The 16,798-nt window shown below is 59.8% G+C and carries 14 protein-coding genes; 4 read left to right on the top strand and 10 right to left on the bottom strand.

Annotated features, from left to right (window positions below; genetic code table 11):
* Positions 1-7: 7 nt before the first annotated feature.
* Entirely contained in the window at positions 8-1,792 is a 1,785-nt protein-coding gene (gene gcl / locus BM074_RS20570) for a glyoxylate carboligase (RefSeq protein ID WP_027232843.1), read from the bottom strand.
* Between the two features lie 169 nt (positions 1,793-1,961).
* Here gcl and BM074_RS20565 point away from each other — a divergent pair, with 169 nt between their 5' ends.
* The gene (locus BM074_RS20565) at positions 1,962-2,792 is read left to right on the top strand and encodes an IclR family transcriptional regulator (RefSeq protein ID WP_091924928.1); all 831 of its coding nucleotides are present in this window, start codon (positions 1,962-1,964) and stop codon (positions 2,790-2,792) included.
* A gap of 24 nt (positions 2,793-2,816) precedes the next feature.
* On the opposite strand, the gene guaD is transcribed toward BM074_RS20565, so the two are convergent.
* Both guaD and BM074_RS20555 read right to left on the bottom strand, forming a co-directional pair.
* Positions 2,817-4,169, bottom strand: coding sequence for a guanine deaminase (gene guaD / locus BM074_RS20560; protein WP_091924844.1), 1,353 nt, complete (start codon positions 4,167-4,169; stop codon positions 2,817-2,819).
* A complete protein-coding gene (locus BM074_RS20555) occupies positions 4,166-5,407 on the bottom strand; it encodes a urate hydroxylase PuuD (protein WP_091924841.1) in 1,242 nt (413 codons plus the stop codon). Before BM074_RS20555 ends, guaD begins: the two co-directional genes overlap by 4 nt.
* Positions 5,408-5,541: 134 nt before the next feature.
* On the opposite strand from BM074_RS20555, the gene BM074_RS20550 reads away from it, so the two are divergent.
* Positions 5,542-6,456, top strand: a complete 915-nt coding sequence (locus BM074_RS20550) for a LysR family transcriptional regulator (protein WP_091924838.1) — start codon at positions 5,542-5,544, stop codon at positions 6,454-6,456.
* A gap of 11 nt (positions 6,457-6,467) precedes the next feature.
* Here BM074_RS20550 and xdhC read toward each other — a convergent pair whose 3' ends face one another.
* The 4 genes from xdhC to uraH are packed head-to-tail and all read right to left on the bottom strand — an operon-like array spanning position 6,468 to position 11,520.
* A complete protein-coding gene (xdhC, locus tag BM074_RS20545; protein ID WP_091924835.1) occupies positions 6,468-7,325 on the bottom strand; it encodes a xanthine dehydrogenase accessory protein XdhC in 858 nt (285 codons plus the stop codon).
* 6 nt (positions 7,326-7,331) lie between these two features.
* Positions 7,332-9,662 carry a xanthine dehydrogenase molybdopterin binding subunit gene (xdhB, locus tag BM074_RS20540; RefSeq protein WP_091924832.1) on the bottom strand — a complete coding sequence of 777 codons (2,331 nt, stop codon included), beginning with the start codon at positions 9,660-9,662 and terminating at the stop codon, positions 7,332-7,334.
* Between the two features lie 10 nt (positions 9,663-9,672).
* The gene (xdhA, locus tag BM074_RS20535; RefSeq protein WP_091924829.1) at positions 9,673-11,151 is read right to left on the bottom strand and encodes a xanthine dehydrogenase small subunit; all 1,479 of its coding nucleotides are present in this window, start codon (positions 11,149-11,151) and stop codon (positions 9,673-9,675) included.
* Between the two features lie 6 nt (positions 11,152-11,157).
* Complete coding sequence (uraH, locus tag BM074_RS20530) at positions 11,158-11,520, bottom strand: hydroxyisourate hydrolase (RefSeq protein WP_091924810.1); 363 nt, start codon at positions 11,518-11,520, stop codon at positions 11,158-11,160.
* Positions 11,521-11,694: 174 nt separating this feature from the next.
* Between uraH and puuE the strand changes: the two genes are divergently transcribed.
* Both puuE and BM074_RS20520 read left to right on the top strand, forming a co-directional pair.
* Positions 11,695-13,113 (top strand): allantoinase PuuE, encoded by a 1,419-nt coding sequence (puuE, locus tag BM074_RS20525; RefSeq protein ID WP_091924807.1) that lies wholly within the window; start codon positions 11,695-11,697, stop codon positions 13,111-13,113.
* 12 nt (positions 13,114-13,125) lie between these two features.
* Positions 13,126-13,611 carry an ureidoglycolate lyase gene (locus BM074_RS20520; protein WP_091924804.1) on the top strand — a complete coding sequence of 162 codons (486 nt, stop codon included), beginning with the start codon at positions 13,126-13,128 and terminating at the stop codon, positions 13,609-13,611.
* A gap of 78 nt (positions 13,612-13,689) precedes the next feature.
* Here the strand turns inward: BM074_RS20520 and BM074_RS20515 are convergent, their stop codons facing one another.
* From BM074_RS20515 to tam, 3 genes are all read right to left on the bottom strand, one after another.
* Entirely contained in the window at positions 13,690-14,295 is a 606-nt protein-coding gene (locus tag BM074_RS20515; RefSeq protein ID WP_027232854.1) for a deaminase, read from the bottom strand.
* A gap of 72 nt (positions 14,296-14,367) precedes the next feature.
* Positions 14,368-15,660, bottom strand: coding sequence for an NCS2 family permease (locus BM074_RS20510; RefSeq protein ID WP_091924801.1), 1,293 nt, complete (start codon positions 15,658-15,660; stop codon positions 14,368-14,370).
* 293 nt (positions 15,661-15,953) lie between these two features.
* Entirely contained in the window at positions 15,954-16,730 is a 777-nt protein-coding gene (gene tam, locus BM074_RS20505) for a trans-aconitate 2-methyltransferase (protein WP_210186489.1), read from the bottom strand.
* Positions 16,731-16,798 lie beyond the last annotated feature (68 nt).

Raw genomic sequence — 16,798 nt, 5'->3', positions numbered from 1 at the left:
TGCAGGTTTAGTCGAGATAGGCCGCAACCGCAGTCGGCACGTCCTCATTGCGTTCGGCGAGGTCCTCGAACTCGACGACGGCGTTGATATCGGGACCCATTGCGACATTGGTCACGCGTTCGAGGATGAACTCGATCACTACAGGAACCCGGTGCTCGTCCATCAGTGCCTGCGCCTCCTGGAAAGCCTCGGCGAACTGATTGGGGCTGCGGACCCGGATCGCCTTGCAGCCGAGACCTTCGGCGACCGCGACATGATCGACGCCGTAACCCTTCTCGGCATCGCCTGACGCATTGATATTGTCGAAGGCGAGGCTCACTTCGAAATCCATGTCGAAGCCGCGCTGCGCCTGGCGGATCAGGCCGAGATAGGAATTGTTCACGACGACGTGCAGGTATGGCAGCTTGTGCTGTGCGCCGACCGCGAGCTCTTCGATCATGAACTGAAAATCGTAATCCCCGGAGAGCGCAACGATCGGACGATCGGGATCGGCCGCACGCACGCCGAGTGCTGCCGGAAGGGTCCAGCCGAGCGGGCCCGCCTGGCCGCAATTGATCCAATTGCGCGGCTTGTAGACGTGCAGGAACTGGGCGCCGGCGATCTGGCTGAGACCGATGGTCGTCACGTAGCAGGTCTCGCGGCCGAACACCTTGTTCATTTCCTCGTAGACACGCTGCGGCTTCAGCGGCGTCTGGTCGAAATGGGTCTTGCGCAGCATGGTACGCTTGCGGCCGCGGCATTCCTCTGCCCAGGCCGACCAGTCACGCAACTTTCCTGCCGCTTTCCATTCGGTCGCAACATCGAGAAACAGCTTCAGCGCCTTGCCTGCATCGGAAACGATGCCGAAATCCGGTGAGAAAACGCGGCCGATCTGGGTCGGCTCGATATCGACATGGACGAACTTGCGTCCCTCCGTATAGGTCGAGACATTGCCGGTATGCCGGTTCGCCCAACGATTGCCGATGCCGAGCACGAAGTCGGAGGCGAGCATGGTCGCATTGCCGTAACGATGCGAGGTCTGCAGACCGCACATGCCCGCCATCAGTGGATGATCGTCCGGGATCGTGCCCCAGCCCATCAGCGTCGGGATGACCGGAACACCGGCAATCTCGGCGAACTCCACCAGAAGGTCGGAAGCGTCGGCGTTGATAATGCCGCCGCCGGCAACGATCAGCGGCCGATCGGCCTGGTTGAGCATCGTCAATGCCTTTTCGACCTGCGCCCGCGTTGCTGCCGGCTTATAGGCTTCGAGCGGTTCGTAGGTGTCGGGATCGAACTCGATTTCTGCCAGTTGCACGTCGATCGGCAGATCGATCAGCACCGGACCTGGACGACCCGATCGCATGATGTGGAAGGCCTTCTGGAAAACGTAAGGAACGAGGCCTGGCTCCATGACCGTCACCGCCCACTTCGTAACGGGCTTGGCGATAGAGGCAATATCGACGGCCTGGAAGTCCTCTTTGTCAAGGCGGGCCCGCGGCGCCTGCCCGGTGATGCACAGAATCGGGATCGAATCGGCCGAAGCGGAATAGAGGCCGGTGATCATGTCGGTTCCGGCTGGTCCTGACGTGCCGATGCACACACCGATATTGCCATGTTCCGCTCGGGTGTATCCCTCGGCCATGTGCGACGCGCCTTCGACGTGGCGCGCAAGGATGTGGCGGACAGTTCCCCGCGCCTTCAGCGCGGAATAGAACGGATTGATTGCAGCTCCCGGTACGCCAAAGGCGCAATCGATCCCCTCCTTTTCCAGAATACGGACTGCTGCATCGACGGCACGCATTTTTGTCATTGTCATTCCTCCAAATTCAATGAGAGCATAATCCATATCTGATACTTCACAACAAAAATATGGAAATTACTTCCATCATATGGAAATAAAGATTTTCAATAAAACTGGTAAAATAGGCTGCGCGCAGCTATGGCACATGAGGGCACACGAAACGGGACACGCAGCGATCATGGCTTTGCAGGGCACGTCATTAAAGGGGAAACGGGGGCGCAAGGCGAATGAGAACGCGGCGCCGTCTTCCGTTCAGGTCTTGGATCGAAGCTTGCACTTACTCAAGCTCATCGCGGATGCGGACGGGTCGACCCTGATGGATCTCGCGGACCATACCGGCATGGCGCCATCGACTGTCCACCGGCTGCTGACCTCGCTGGCCAATCACGGCATGCTCACCCATGATCCGGAATCAGGTGACTGGACGATTGGCGTTGGCGCCTTCGAGATCGGCAACGCCTTTCTGCGTTATCGCAAGCTCGGTTCCATTAGCCGCCCCTTTCTAAAGCGGCTGATGGACGAATGCGGCGAGACGGCCAATGTCGGTATCGAGGATGAAGGCGACGTCGTCTTTATCTCGCAGATCGAAAGCCATGCGCCGATGCGGGCTTTCTTCCGTCCCGGACGGCGCGGGCCGATTCATGCGTCGGGAATAGGCAAGGCAATTCTTTCGACCTGGTCGGATACCGATATTGCCCAGGCGCTCACAGGCAAGACGCTCGCGCACTTCACAGCACATACGCTCGACACGCTGCCGGCACTCTTGAAAGATATCCAGCACATTCGTTCGCGCGGCTGGTCGATCGACGATGAGGAGCACACGCTCGGGATGCGCTGCATCGCTGCCCCGCTTTTCAATGAACATGGCGAAGCCATTGCCGGGATTTCGGTATCGGGGCCCGCCGTCCGCCTGCCCAAGGAAAAGCTCAACCTGCTCGGGCCCGTCATACGCCGTACAGCAGATGAATTGACAAAGGCGATGGGCGGACGCCGACCGGACGAACTATAGGGCCCGTCCAGTCGCTGCACCTGTCTAGGCGCTCTGCAGCTCCGGCAAGGCCCGAGCCTTAGCCTGCGGAGCGGTCGTCTCGATCCTGCTCTTCATCGGCTTGCCAGCGACATAGACTTCGGCGACCGAGCGGTCATCGCCCATCGTCTGCAGAATGAAGAGCTCTTCGGCAAGCGTCGTTGCCGTGCGCATGCGCAGTTCCATCGCGGGCTTCGCCTTGCTGTCGAGAACGACGATATCGGCATCGCCTCCGGTCCGGAGGGACCCGATGCGGTCTTCGAGACCGAGCGCGCGGGCATTGCCGAGCGTCATCATGTAGTAGGATGCGAATGGCGACAGACGCTGGCCCTGCACGTGCAGCACCTTGTATGCCTCGCTCATCGTCTCCAGCATCGAGAAGCTTGTACCGCCGCCGACATCGGTCGCGACAGAAATGCGTGCGCCGAGCGAGCGGAAGCGGTCGCGATCAAAGAGGCCGCTGCCGAGGAACAAATTTGAGGTAGGACAGAAAACGGCGACCGACTTCGTCTCGGCGAGCACGGAAATTTCGCGATTCGACAGGAAGATGCAATGGCCGAGCAGCATCTTTTCGCCGAGAAGGCCGTACCCGGCATAAATATCGGTGTAGTCCCTGGCCGACGGATAGAGCGAGGTCGCAAACGCGATCTCGTCGCGGTTTTCCGAAAGGTGCGTCTGCACGTAGCATTCGGGATGTTCGCGCACCAGGGCCTGGCTCATTTCCATCTGCCCGGGTGTCGAGGTGATGGCAAAACGCGGGCTGATGGCATAATGCGCGCGGCCGCGTCCATGCCATTTGGCGATCAACGCCTTGGTATCGTCATAGCCTGACTGCGGGGTATCGCGGAGCGCGTCGGGCGCATTGCGATCCATCATCACCTTGCCGCCGATCATCAGCATGCCACGCTGTTCGGCTGCCGTAAAATAGGCATCGACGCTTTCGCGGTGCACCGAGCAATAGGCCACAGCCGAGGTCGTGCCGTTGCGCAGCAATTCGTCCATGAACCGTCCCGCGATGAAATCCGCGTGGGCGGTCGACGAGAATTTCTGTTCCTCGACAAAAATATAGGTGTTGAGCCATTCGAGCAGCTGCGCGCCGTACGAGGCAATCGCCTGCGTCTGCGGAAAGTGCAGATGGGTATCGATGAAGCCCGGCATGATAAGATTGGGGCGGTGATCGACGATCTTGGCATCGGCAGCAACCGGGGCGATGGCGGCATATTCGCCGACATCGACGATCTTGCCGTCCTCGACCAGGACCGCGCCATCTTCGAAATAATTATAGGCCGACTGATCGTCGATGCTGGTGGGCTCCTCGACGAATGTCAGCACACGGCCGCGCAAAATGAGCTTGTTCACTGAACGGTTCCTCCCTTGACGGCACTCTCATACCAGGAGACGAGGAGCTTGCGTTCCTCGTCGGTAATACCGCTGACATTGGCGGGCGGCATGGCATGCGAGCGGCCGGCTTGCAGATAAATCTCCCGGGCATGGGCGGCGATCTGCCCGTCCGATTCAAGCACCACGCCCTTGGGCGCTGTTATGATGCCCTCCCAGCCGGGTTCCTTTGCGTGGCACATCGCGCAGCGGCCAAGCACAGTGTCACGAACTTTTGGAAAGGCTTCGGCACTGACGAATGGCTGCTGCACGGCGGAGAGCTTTTCTTCCGCGCTCTCGCCCGACAGAACCTTGGGTACGGTGGAGAGCCACATGATGATGATGAAGAGAATTGCCGTTGCCAGCCACGTCCAGGTCGGCTCGCCCTTGCGGGCATGGCGTGTGTTGAACCAATGGCGGATGGTGACGCCCATCAGGAAGACCAGCGAGGCGATGATCCAATTGTATTTCGTGCCGAATGCCAGCGGATAGTGGTTCGACAGCATCAGGAACAGCACCGGCAACGTCAGGTAGTTGTTGTGGGTGGAACGCTGCTTGGCCTGTTTGCCCAGCGCCGGATCCGCAGTCTTGCCGGCGATCAGGTCCGCAACGACCTTCTTCTGGTTGGGAATGATGATCATGAAGACGTTGGCCGACATGATCGTCGCCGTGAAGGCGCCTAGATGCAGGAAGGCGGCGCGTCCTGTGAAGAGGTGGGTATAGCCCCAGGCCATGAAGACGAGAACGAAATAGAGCAGAACCATCAGCCGCGTGTCGTTGCGGCCGAGCGGTGACTTGCAGATGGTGTCGTAAACGACCCAGCCGCCGAAAATCGAGGCGAGCGAAATCGCAATGGCGACCGGACGCGATACGTCAAGGACGTGCGGGTCGATCAGATAGAGGTCGGCTCCGGCATAATAAACGATGCAAAGCATCGCGAAGCCCGACAGCCAGGTTGCATAGGATTCCCATTTGAACCAGGTCAGATGCTCGGGCATTTGAGCCGGCGCAACCAGATATTTCTGGATATGGTAGAAGCCGCCGCCGTGCACCTGCCACTCCTCGCCATAGGCCCCGGCCGGAAGCCCGGGACGCTGACGCAGGCCAAGATCGAGCGCGACGAAATAGAAGGACGAGCCGATCCACGCGATACCGGTGATGACATGCAACCAGCGGAAGGCGAAATTCAACCATTCCCAGGCGACGGCGTATTCGTACATATGGCTCTCCCTTTTAGTCGGAAGAGTATGTGCCAAAGCCTATGCCAAGAGGAAACCGGCTAATGCACCCATCTCTTTCAAAAAAAACTTTAAAATGCTAGATCAATGGGCAGTGTAGGGGTTGTGCGAAAACAATGTCGTACCTTGATAACCTTCGTGTTTTCGTTCGTGTCGTCGAACTCGGAAACCTGTCTGCCGCCGGACGCGATCAGCGCGCCTCTCCAGCCGTTGCGAGCAATCGCATCAAGGAACTGGAGCGGCATCTTGGCGTGCGCCTCTTCAATCGTACCACGCGCAAGCTGACACCCACCGAACACGGCCGGGTGTTCTACGATGGCGCCGTCAAGATCATCGAGGCGATCAACGAGGCGGAAGCGGCCATCGCCGATCTTGCCAAGAAACCGAAAGGCGCGATCCGAATTACCGCCCCGCTCGGCATAGGCAGGCGGCTCATCGCGTCAGGCATTCCCGAATTCCATGACAAGTACCCCGACATCGAAGTGCGCCTGCGTCTTTCCGACCACAACATCGACATCATGAGCGAGGGCGTCGACGTTGCTTTCAAGCTGGGCATCCTTGAGGATTCCAACCTGCGCATGCGCGGCATCATGAATTGCGAGCGGGTAATCTGCGCCTCGCCGGACTATCTTGCCAGGCGCGGAACCCCGGCGACCCCGGATGATCTCATTGCCGACCATCACGACTGCCTGCTTCTGCGCTATCCGGGGTCCAAGGAATATTATTGGACGCTGCAGACGCCCGAAGGCTTACGCAAGCTCGAGGTCAGCGGACCTTATGATTCAGACGATGGCGATGTTCTGACACGCTGGGCGCTCGACGGGCGCGGGATCATCAACAAGCCGCTTTTCGAAGTGAAGAGCCATCTCAACGACGGCGAACTGGTACCCATCCTCGAAGACACGCCGCCGGCGAGCATCCAGCTTGCTGCGATCTATCCGCACAAACGCTTCCAGGATCCGAAGGTTCGGCTGATGATCGATTTCATGACCGAGCGCTGCCAGCGTCTCGTTACGGAAATGCTGAAATAAGCCTCGACCGGTCAGGCCGGGACGCGCAATTTGCTGCTTGCGACGCTGGCGTTCCGTTGCCGGTAGTTAAGCGCCGCCGTCATGACTTCCGCGGCCGCGAGCGCAGCAATGACCGGCGGACGCTTGTCCTTGACGGCTGTACCGCCGACAGGGCAAACCAGCCTCTCGAAGACCTCGGGGCGGCCGACTTCCCGCGTCAGCCAGTTGCGGAATGTCGCACGCTTCGTTTTCGATCCGATCATGCCGACATATGACGCGTCGCTTCTGGCGAGCGCTTCGGCGGCGATGAGGAAGTCGAGCGCATGATCATGGGTCAGGATGACAAAGGCGCTGCCCTCCGGGGCGTCGCGCACGAGCGCTTCAGGCATGGCGGTCAGACAGGTCTCGACACCCGGAACCTGTGAGGCAGACAATTCTTCTTCGCGCGTGTCGACCAGAATGACCCGGAGCGGCACCAGCGAAAGCGCCATGGCCAGCGCGTCACCGACATGGCCCGCGCCGAAGACATAGACATGCGGGCGCTGGGCGATTTCGCGGTCGACCTTTTCAACAAGCGCGGCGGCGGCATCGCGGTCGACAGGCTTGAAGTCAAGGGCAACACGACCGCCGCAACACTGGCCGATTTCGGGACCGAGCGGCACGGTCAGCGCCTCAATCTCGCTCCCGCGCTTCAAAGCACGGCGGGCGTGATCGATGGCTATGTATTCCAGCTGGCCGCCGCCGATCGTGCCGAAAATGCAATCCGGCGCCAACAGCATCCAGGCGCCGGCGTCCCGCGGCGTCGAGCCATCGGCCGCCTTTACCTCAACGAGGACGACACGTTTGCGCCGGTTGAGGAAATCCCTGATATCGTCGCGGTTGCTTGGCATGGAAAATCACCTCCCAGCTTCCCGCAACCGCTCGACAGCCATCAACACGCGTTCGGGCGTTGCCGGCGCGTCGAGACGCGGCGACAGGCGATAGTCCGCAACGCTCGCCACCGCCATCGACAGCGCTTCCAGCACCGAGATCGCCAGCATGAATGGCGGCTCGCCCACTGCCTTCGAACGGCGGATCGTCTCTTCGCGGTTTACGGACCAGCTGGCGAGGTTGACATTGAATTGACGTGGCCGATCGGAGGCCAGCGGGATCTTGTAGGTCGATGGCGCGTGGGTACGCAGCCGCCCCTTGGCATCCCACCAGAGTTCCTCGGTGGTCAGCCAGCCCATGCCCTGCACGAAGGCGCCTTCCACCTGGCCAAGATCGAGCGCCGGATTAAGCGAGCGCCCGACGTCGTGGAGCACATCGGTCCGGTCGACCTGATATTCCCCGGTCAAGGTATCGATGCTGACTTCCGATACCGATGCACCGTAAGCGAAATAGTAGAACGGGCGGCCGCGACCTTCGGACCGGTTCCAATGTATCTTCGGCGTCTTGTAGAATCCGGCGGCGGAAAGTTGCACGCGCGCGCCATAGGCCGCCCTGATGAACTCGTTGAAGGCAATGAGATTGTCGCCGGCCCGCACCGTGTTCGGCTCGAAGAAAACCTCTTCCTTCGCAACGCCAAATTTCTCGACAGCGAAGTCGACAAGGCGCGCCTTGATCTGCTGGGCCGCATTGGCGGCAGCCATGCCGTTGAGGTCAGAGCCCGACGAGGCCGCTGTTGCAGAGGTGTTCGGCACTTTCGCCGTCGTCGTCGCAGTCACCTTGATGCGGTCGAGATCGACCTGGAACTCGTCCGCCACAACCTGCGCAACCTTGGTATAGAGCCCCTGCCCCATTTCCGTGCCGCCATGGTTGAGATGGATCGAGCCATCGGCATAGACGTGAACGAGAGCGCCTGCCTGATTATACTCGGTTTTGGTGAACGAAATGCCGAATTTCACCGGCGTCAGCGCGATGCCCTTGCGGATGATGCGGCTCTCGCGGTTGAAATTGAGGATGGCCGCGCGCCGTGCAGCGTAATCGGACGATTCCTCGAGTTCCGCCACGATCTGCGGGATGATGTTATCCTCTACCGTCTGGTGGTAAGGCGTAACGTTCCTGCCTTCGCCGCCATAGAAATTGGCTTTGCGGATGTCGAGCGGATCCTTGCCGAGCGCATAGGCGATCTCCTCGATCATGCGCTCGCCCCCGACCATGCCCTGGGGACCGCCGAAACCGCGAAAGGCGGTGTTGGAGACCGTATTGGTCTTCAACGGGCGCGAGCGAAGCCGGACATGCGGATAGAAATAGCAATTGTCGGCATGAAAGAGCGCGCGGTCCGTCACTGGTCCCGACAGATCAGCGGAGAAACCGCAGCGGGCCGAATAGGTCGCGTCTACGGCCTCGATCCGGCCTTCATCGTCAAACCCGATTTCGTAGGCGACGTGGAAGTCGTGGCGCTTGCCGGTCGCAACCATGTCGTCATCGCGGTCAGGGCGTATCTTGACGGCGCGGTTGTATTTCTTGGCAGCAATCGCTGCGGCGGCAGCAAAAAGATTGGCCTGCGTTTCCTTGCCGCCGAAACCGCCGCCCATGCGCCGCACATTGACCGTGACGGCATTCGACGGGACGCCGAGAACGTGAGCGACCATGTGCTGGGTCTCGCTCGGGTGCTGGGTCGAGGAATAGACGATAACCTCGTCGTCCTCGGCGGGAATGGCGAAGGATATATGACCCTCGAGATAGAAATGATCCTGTCCCCCGATGCGCATCTCGCCCACGAGGCGATTCCTTGCCTTGGACATGGCCGCGACAATGTCGCCGCGTTCGAGTTTCAGCGGATCGATAACAAGGGGATAGTTGGCCCTCTCCGCCTCGAGAACATCCGTAACGTGGTCCAGATCGCGATATTCTATCTTCGCCTTTGTGGCGGCCTGGCGCGCCATCTGCCGGGTTTCGGCGATGACGGCGAAAATCGGTTGACCATGGAACTCGACCTTGCCGACCGCAAAGACCGGATCGTCGTGCTTGCCGGCAGGGCTCACATCGTTGTGGCCGGGAATGTCGTCTGCGGTAAGCACACCGACAACGCCTTCGCAGGCAGCGACTGCATCGAGATCGATCGAGACGATCTCGGCATGTGCTCGCTGCGACAAGCCAAGATAGGCGTGGAGCGTGCCAGCCGGTTCGGGCATGTCGTCGATATATTCGGCGGTTCCCGCGACATGTTTGTGACCGGACTCATGCGGCAGTTTCTCGTGGACGCCACCAAGGATGCTTGTGATCGGTTGTATCGAATTCATCGCACCCTCCTCAACCGGCCACGGCGTAGCGGTTCAACCGCACGCGCTTCTCACCGGCGGATTCGAGATAGAAGCGCCGCAAGAGATTTTTCGCGGTCAGCATCCGGTAATCGGCGGAAGCGCGCCAATCCGTCAGTGGCGTGAAATCCTGCGGGAATTGCTGGATCGCAGCCTCAATCGACGCCTCGTCCCATATCGCACCCACGAGAGCCTGCTCGACCGCAGCGGCGCGCTTTGGCGTACCAGCCATGCCGCCGAATGCGATCACCGCACTTTCGACGCGTCCCTGCTGGTCGAGCCGGACATGGAAAGCGCCGCATACGGACGAGATGTCTTCGTCGAGCCGTTTCGATATCTTGTAGACGGCAAAGAGATCATCGGGCGCGAGGCGGGGAATGCGAATGGCTTCGACAAACTCGCCAGGGGTGCGATCCTGTTTGCCGTACTCGATGAAGTATTTCTCTATTGGAACCGAACGCCTGACATTGCCCTTGCGCAGTTCGACGACAGCACCAAGACCGATAAGCGCCGGCGGCGTATCGCCGATGGGCGAACCATTGGCGACGTTGCCGCCCACCGTCCCCATATTGCGGACCTGCTCGCCGCCGATCCTGTTCCACAACTCCTTCAGCTGCGGGAAATGGTGGGTGATGGCCGGATAGGCCTCGGTATAGGTGACGCCCGCGCCAAGGACGAGATGGTTCGGCTCCTCTGTGATCTGGCGCAAATCATCGAGCCGCGACAAGAATACGACCGGGCCAATATCGCGCATGAACTTGGTCACCCAAAGGCCGACATCAGTCGAACCTGCAACGATCGTTGCTCCGGGATGGGTTTCGAGCACGTCAGCGAGATCGTCGGCATTTGCCGGGACAATGAGCTGTTGCTTGCCTTCGCCGATGGCAACGCGCTTGTTGTCCTTGAGGGCGAGCAATTGCTCCGTAATGCGCGCTCGCTCGGTGACGAGCGGATCCTTGCTGGCATCGCCCGCGGCCGAAATGCTCTCGGCGGCGCGAATGATCGCGGCATAGCCGGTGCAGCGGCAAAGATTGCCCTGCAGTGCCTTTTCGATGGCCTCCACGTTGGGATGCGGATCTTCCATCCAGAGGCCGTAAAGCGACATGACAAAACCCGGCGTGCAGAACCCGCACTGCGATGCATGCGTGTCGACCATCGCGCGCTGGACGGGATGGAGGCTGCCATCCTTTGCCGCGAGCGCATCGACCGTCACCACATGGCAGCCATCGAGCGAACCGACGAATCGGATGCAGGCATTGACCGACTCATATTTGAGCCTGCCATCGAGCAGCCGGCCGACGAGCACCGTGCACGCGCCGCAATCGCCCTCCGCGCACCCTTCCTTGGTGCCACGCAGCTTCCGGCCCAGGCGAAGGAAATCGAGCAGGGTTTCGGTAGCGGCGATATTGCTGAGTTCGACGAGGGTGCTGTTGAGAACAAAGCGGACGCTATTGCGGATCTTGCTAGCCATGGCGCATCAGCTCCCGCGATAGGTCGAATAGGCAAAAGGCGCCACAAGCAGCGGCACATGATAGTGCGCCTTTTCGTCATCTATGCCGAAGCGGATCGGCACGACGTCGAGAAACGGCGTCTCTTCTCGGCCGCCGAAATAGGCGCCGACATGAAAACGAAGCTCGTACGCCCCTGAACGCATGCTCCCACCCGAAAGCAATGGACTGTCGCAGCGGCCATCATCGTTGGTAAGGGTGCTGTGCAAAGGCTGCAGCGTATCGCCTTCGATGCGATAGAGATCGACCTTGAGTCCGGCGGCTGGTTTGCCGCTCGCCGTGTCGAGCACATGGGTCGTCAAGCGCCCGGTCGCATCGTTGTGAGAATGCATCGTTCCTCCTCCCGTGGAGAACTTCTTAAAATATCCAACACTCAGTTTGTCGTTTGGCGTGCTCGCGGGGTAGCCGGAGCTTGGTAAAGGGACTTTCAAATTTTTCAGGGGGAATGCTTCGCCGGTAATTTGAGTAATCAGAAAACGGAGTGAAGGACTGAGGAGGAGAATTCTGTGAGATATCCCCGCGACATGCATGGTTATGGCGGTAAAGCGCCCAGCGCGAATTGGCCTGGCGATGCGCGCATCGCCGTTCAGTTCGTTGTCAATTACGAGGAAGGCGGCGAGAACTGTGTCCTGCATGGCGATGCCGCGTCCGAGGCCTTCCTGTCGGAGATTGTGGGCGCGCAGCCCTGGCAGGGCCAGCGCCACTGGAACATGGAGTCCATCTACGAATATGGCGCACGCGCCGGTTTCTGGCGGTTGCATGAGCTGTTGTCCTCGAAAAATGTACCCGTCACCGTCTATGGCGTCGCCACGGCATTGCAGCGCTCACCGGCCCAGGTTACGGCGATGCTCGATGCGGATTGGGAAATCGCCTCGCACGGGCTGAAATGGATCGACTACAGGGATTTCACGCCGGAGGCCGAGCGCGAGCACCTGCTGGAGGCGATCCGCATCCACACTGCCGCAACCGGCGAGCGGCCCAAGGGCTGGTACACCGGCCGAACGTCGGTCAATACCGTCGATCTTGTCACCGACGAAGGCGGTTTTGACTATGTTTCCGATTCCTATGCCGATGACCTGCCCTACTGGTACGAGCACAACGGCAAGTCGCAGCTGGTAGTCCCATATACGCTCGACGCCAACGACATGCGCTTCGCAACCCCACAAGGGTTCAACTCTGGCGATCAGTTCTTCGCCTATCTGAAGGACAGTTTCGATACGCTCTATGCAGAAGGCGCAGCCGGCTCGCCCAAGATGATGAGCATCGGCCTGCATTGCCGGCTCATCGGCCGTCCTGGCCGCAGCGCCGCGCTCGCACGTTTCATCGACTACGTACAATCCCATGAAAAAGTGTGGCTCGCCCGCCGCGTCGACATCGCGCAACATTGGGCCGCTAACTATCCCTACAAGCCTCACGCCGCGCGCCCATCCGCACTTGACGAAACGACCTTCGTCGACCGCTTCGGCGGCGTATTCGAACATTCGCCGTGGATTGCCCGCCGGGCTTTTGCCGGGGAGCTTTCGCCCGCCCATGACACGGCATCAGGGCTGCATGCGGCACTGCGCACAGTGTTTCGCATGGGCACGCAAGAGGAAAGGCTCGCCGTCCTCAATGCCCACCCCGACCTTGCCGGCAAACTGGCGCAGGCAAAGCGCCTGACCGAAAGTTCGACGCAGGAACAGGCTTCCGCGGGGCTCGACGCCCTGACCGACGAGGAACGGGCCGAATTCACGAATTTGAACACCGACTACGTCAGGCGGTTCGGCTTTCCCTTCATCATCGCTGTCCGGGGTTTGAACAAGCAAGCGATCCTTGAAGCATTCAAGACCCGCATCGCCAATGATCGCGAGACCGAGTTCAACACAGCCTGCCGCCAGGTCGAAAAGATTGCCCTGCTGCGGTTGCGCGACATGTTGCCGGACTGAGGGCGGGCCGATATGCGTGAAATACTGATCCAGAAATTGACGCGGGAAGCTTTTGCGCCTTTCGGGGACGTCATCGAGAGGGAAGGCGCGCACAGCTTTCCCATTAATCACGGCATGTGCACCCGCTACCATGACCTTGCCAAGGTCGAGACCACGGGTGACAACGCCCGCACGCTCATCAGCCTCCTGCGCGGCAAGCCTTACGAACTGCCGCGGGAGCTTGGCATGGTTGAACGCCACCCGTTCGGGAGCCAGGCTTTCGTGCCGCTCTCGGCCAATCCGTTCCTGGTGGTTGCTGCGCATGACGGGCGTGGCGGACCCAGCGATCCTGTCGCCTTCATCACTTCTCCGGGCCAGGGCGTGAACATTCACCGCAACGTCTGGCACGGCATCCTCACACCGCTTGGCGGTGAAAGCGACTTCGTCGTGATCGACCGCGGCGGCGACGGGATCAACCTCGAAGAACACTTCTATGTGGAGCCGTTCCTGGTCCGCTGATCTAGAGAGCATGCCCTGCTTTCAAACAAAAAGGCCGCCCCAACTCACACGGGCGGCCTTCTTTTGTAATCGGATGGGTCAGTTGAGCGGGATCGAATTGCCGCCCTTGCTCGCCTGGTACTGCGCCGACAGATCATCATACTTGCGCGCGATCGAAGCGGCCCGCTCCTGCAACCTCGTCCGATCCGGTTCCGGTTGCTGCGCAATCAGCTTGTGGATCGAATAGCTCTTCCAGAAGGCGTTCTCGGCGTTATAGCCGCCGGGCTCCAGCGTGAAGACCTCTTTCAGGATCTTCAGGTCATGCGGAATGGCGAAAGCATCGCGGGAATCCTCATGGCTGAAGAAATAATAGAAATTGTCGAAGCCGGCCCAGGTGATCGCCGAAAGGCACATCGAACATGGCTCATGCGTCGACAGGAAAATAAGATCGCGGGAATCCGGGCGCTTGTCGCCATCGACCTCGTAGAACCGCTTCAGCGTATGGACTTCGCCGTGCCAGAGCGGATTTTCCGTCTCGTTATTGGTTTCGGCCAAAACGACCGACAGGTCCGATTTGCGCAGGAGCGCCGCGCCGAAAATCTTGTTTCCGGCCGCAACGCCCTTCTCCGTCATCGGAATGATTTTTTGTTCCATTGCATCGAGCAATGCGTCGAGCACCTTTGTGGTTGAAGTTTCTGATGGCATTTTTGGTCTTTCTTTTCGGGTTGAAACGACCTGATCCGGGCCGCTGAATTGCGCCCGGACCAGGTTGCACTGTTAGACCGGGAACAGGGCGAACCGCACGACAAAGAGGATAGCTACGAGCCATGTCGCGGGATGGATCGAGCTTACGCGTCCGGTCAGCGTCTTCAGCACGACATAGCTGATGAAGCCGAAAGCGAGACCGTTGGCGATCGAGTAGGTGAACGGGATCATCAATGCGGTCAGGGCGGCCGGCGTCGATTCAGTCACGTCGCGCCATTCGATGTCAACGAGTTCATGCATCATGAGGCCGGCGACATAGAGCAGCGCAGGCGCCGTTGCATAGCCCGGCACGGATGCAGCGAGCGGCGCAATGAACAGGGCAGCAAGGAACAGAACCGCGATTGTCAGTGCCGTCAGGCCTGTACGTCCGCCAGCCTGCACACCCGACGCGCTCTCGACATAGGCCGTGGTGCTGCTGGTGCCGAGAAGAGAACCGGCAACGATCGCGGTGCTGTCGGCAAAGAGAGCGCGGCCAAGATTGTTCGGTTTGCCTTCTTCGATGAGGCCGGCGCGTTTGCTGACGCCGATAAGTGTACCGGTGGCATCGAAGACTTCAACCAGAACGAAGACGAGGATTACCTGCAGGAAACCCGTATGCAGTGCGCCGAGAACATCAAGCTGCAGGAAGGTCGGCGCAAGGCTCGGCGGTGCAGAGAAGACGCCCTTGAATTCGCTGACGCCGAGCAGCACCGACAGGACCGTCACGGCGAGAATGCCGATGAGGATCGATCCACGTACCTTCATGGCGTCAAGCGCGGCAATGATGAAGAAGCCGAGAATTGCAAGCAGCGTGCCCGTTGCGCCGAGATGACCCAGCCCAACGAATGTAGCCGGATTGGCAACGACGATGCCTGAGGTCTTAAGGGCAATAAAGGCAAGGAACAGACCGATACCGGCGGCGATCGCGCTGCGCAGCGATTTGGGAATGCCGGCGACGAGCCAGCTGCGCACCCCGGTTACCGTCAGTAGCAGGAAGATACAGCCGGAGATGAATACGGCGCCGAGCGCCTGCTGCCAGGTGAAGCCCATGGCCCCGACCACCGTAAAGGCGAAGAAGGCATTGAGACCCATGCCCGGCGCCATGCCGATCGGCCAGTTAGCGACCAGGGCCATGACGGCAGAGCCTAAGGCGGCCGCGATACAGGTCGCCACGAATATGGCGTTGCGGTCCATGCCGGTCGAGGACAGGATCTCTGGATTGACGAAGATGATGTACGACATCGTCAGGAATGTCGTGATACCGGCCAGCACTTCCGTGCGCACGGACGTGTTGTGGCCTTTGAGCTTGAAAAGCCTGTCGAGCATTGTTCCTCCCCTTGGCAAAACGCCGAGTCTCCGGCTACCGCCCGGTGCGCTATGCACCAGAAAGCATGGCATCCGTTCTGATTTTCAATAGTTCTCCACTTGAAAAAATGATTGTCGTGCACTCCTCTGCACGCGCATCATTTTCCCGGTGTCGCCACCGCAAAGCCGATTGTGCGTTTTTCGCACAATGGATGCTAGGTGCCCATTCCGCATTCATTTACGAAACACCTTCAATAAATTCTTGATTTCAAAGCCAAAGAAAATGTCGCCAGCCCTGGAGATTCGAGACTCGTTCAGCGCGTTGCCACGATGAACAGGCGCGGGAAAGGCAATAAGACCGTGCCATCGCGCATCAGGGGATAATACGGGGCGATGCGCTCCCTGTACTTCTCAAGAAAACGCAAACGCTCGTCTTCGTCAAGCGCCGCAAGATAAGGACGCAGGCCCGAACCCTTGAACCATTCGATAATCCCATCAAGACCTTGCAAGGGATGATGGTAGGTCGTGCGCCAGACATCGACGCGTTGCGCCAATGGTCGCAACAACGGATAGTAGAATGAGGCGTCGCCAACCCTGGTGCGGGCAAGATCGGCCTGCGCCATCTTCTTGGCCCAGGCGCCCTCCCTCGCCACCTCGCGCATCGCCACGTGAGTGGGTTGCTCGAGGTTGTCGGGCATCTGCAAGGCCAGGGAGCCCCCCTCATTGAGGAAGCCGAGCAGCCGCGGAAAGAGCTGGTCGTGATCTGGCAGCCATTGCATGACGGCATTGCCATAGAGCAGGTCAACCTTCTCCCCAGGTTGCCAGGCGTCGATATCGGCCACGGCGAATGACAGGTCCGGAAGGCGACGTTTCGCCTGATCGATCATTTCCGCCGACGAGTCGATGCCGGCAATGACCGCACCCGGATATCGCTTGACGAGGAGTTCGGTCGAATTGCCCGGACCGCAGCCAAGATCCACTGCCCCCTTTACGTTCTGATTGGGAATAGCGTTCAGCAGGTCATTGGCCGGGCGCGTGCGCTCGTCTTCGAATTTCAGATATTGGTCTGGCGACCACACAGCCTTTGCCACTTTTGGCGCCTCCGTTTCAAAGATTCGACTGCAGGATATCCGAAGGGTCCCGGGATTACAGCCATTAT

Origin of the sequence: Phyllobacterium sp. CL33Tsu, from assembly GCF_900113985.1 — a bacterium.
Classification (GTDB): Bacteria; Pseudomonadota; Alphaproteobacteria; order Rhizobiales; family Rhizobiaceae; genus Phyllobacterium; species Phyllobacterium pellucidum.
The sequence above is the reverse complement of the archived record's forward strand: the minus strand, read 5'-3'. Positions and strand labels throughout refer to the sequence as shown.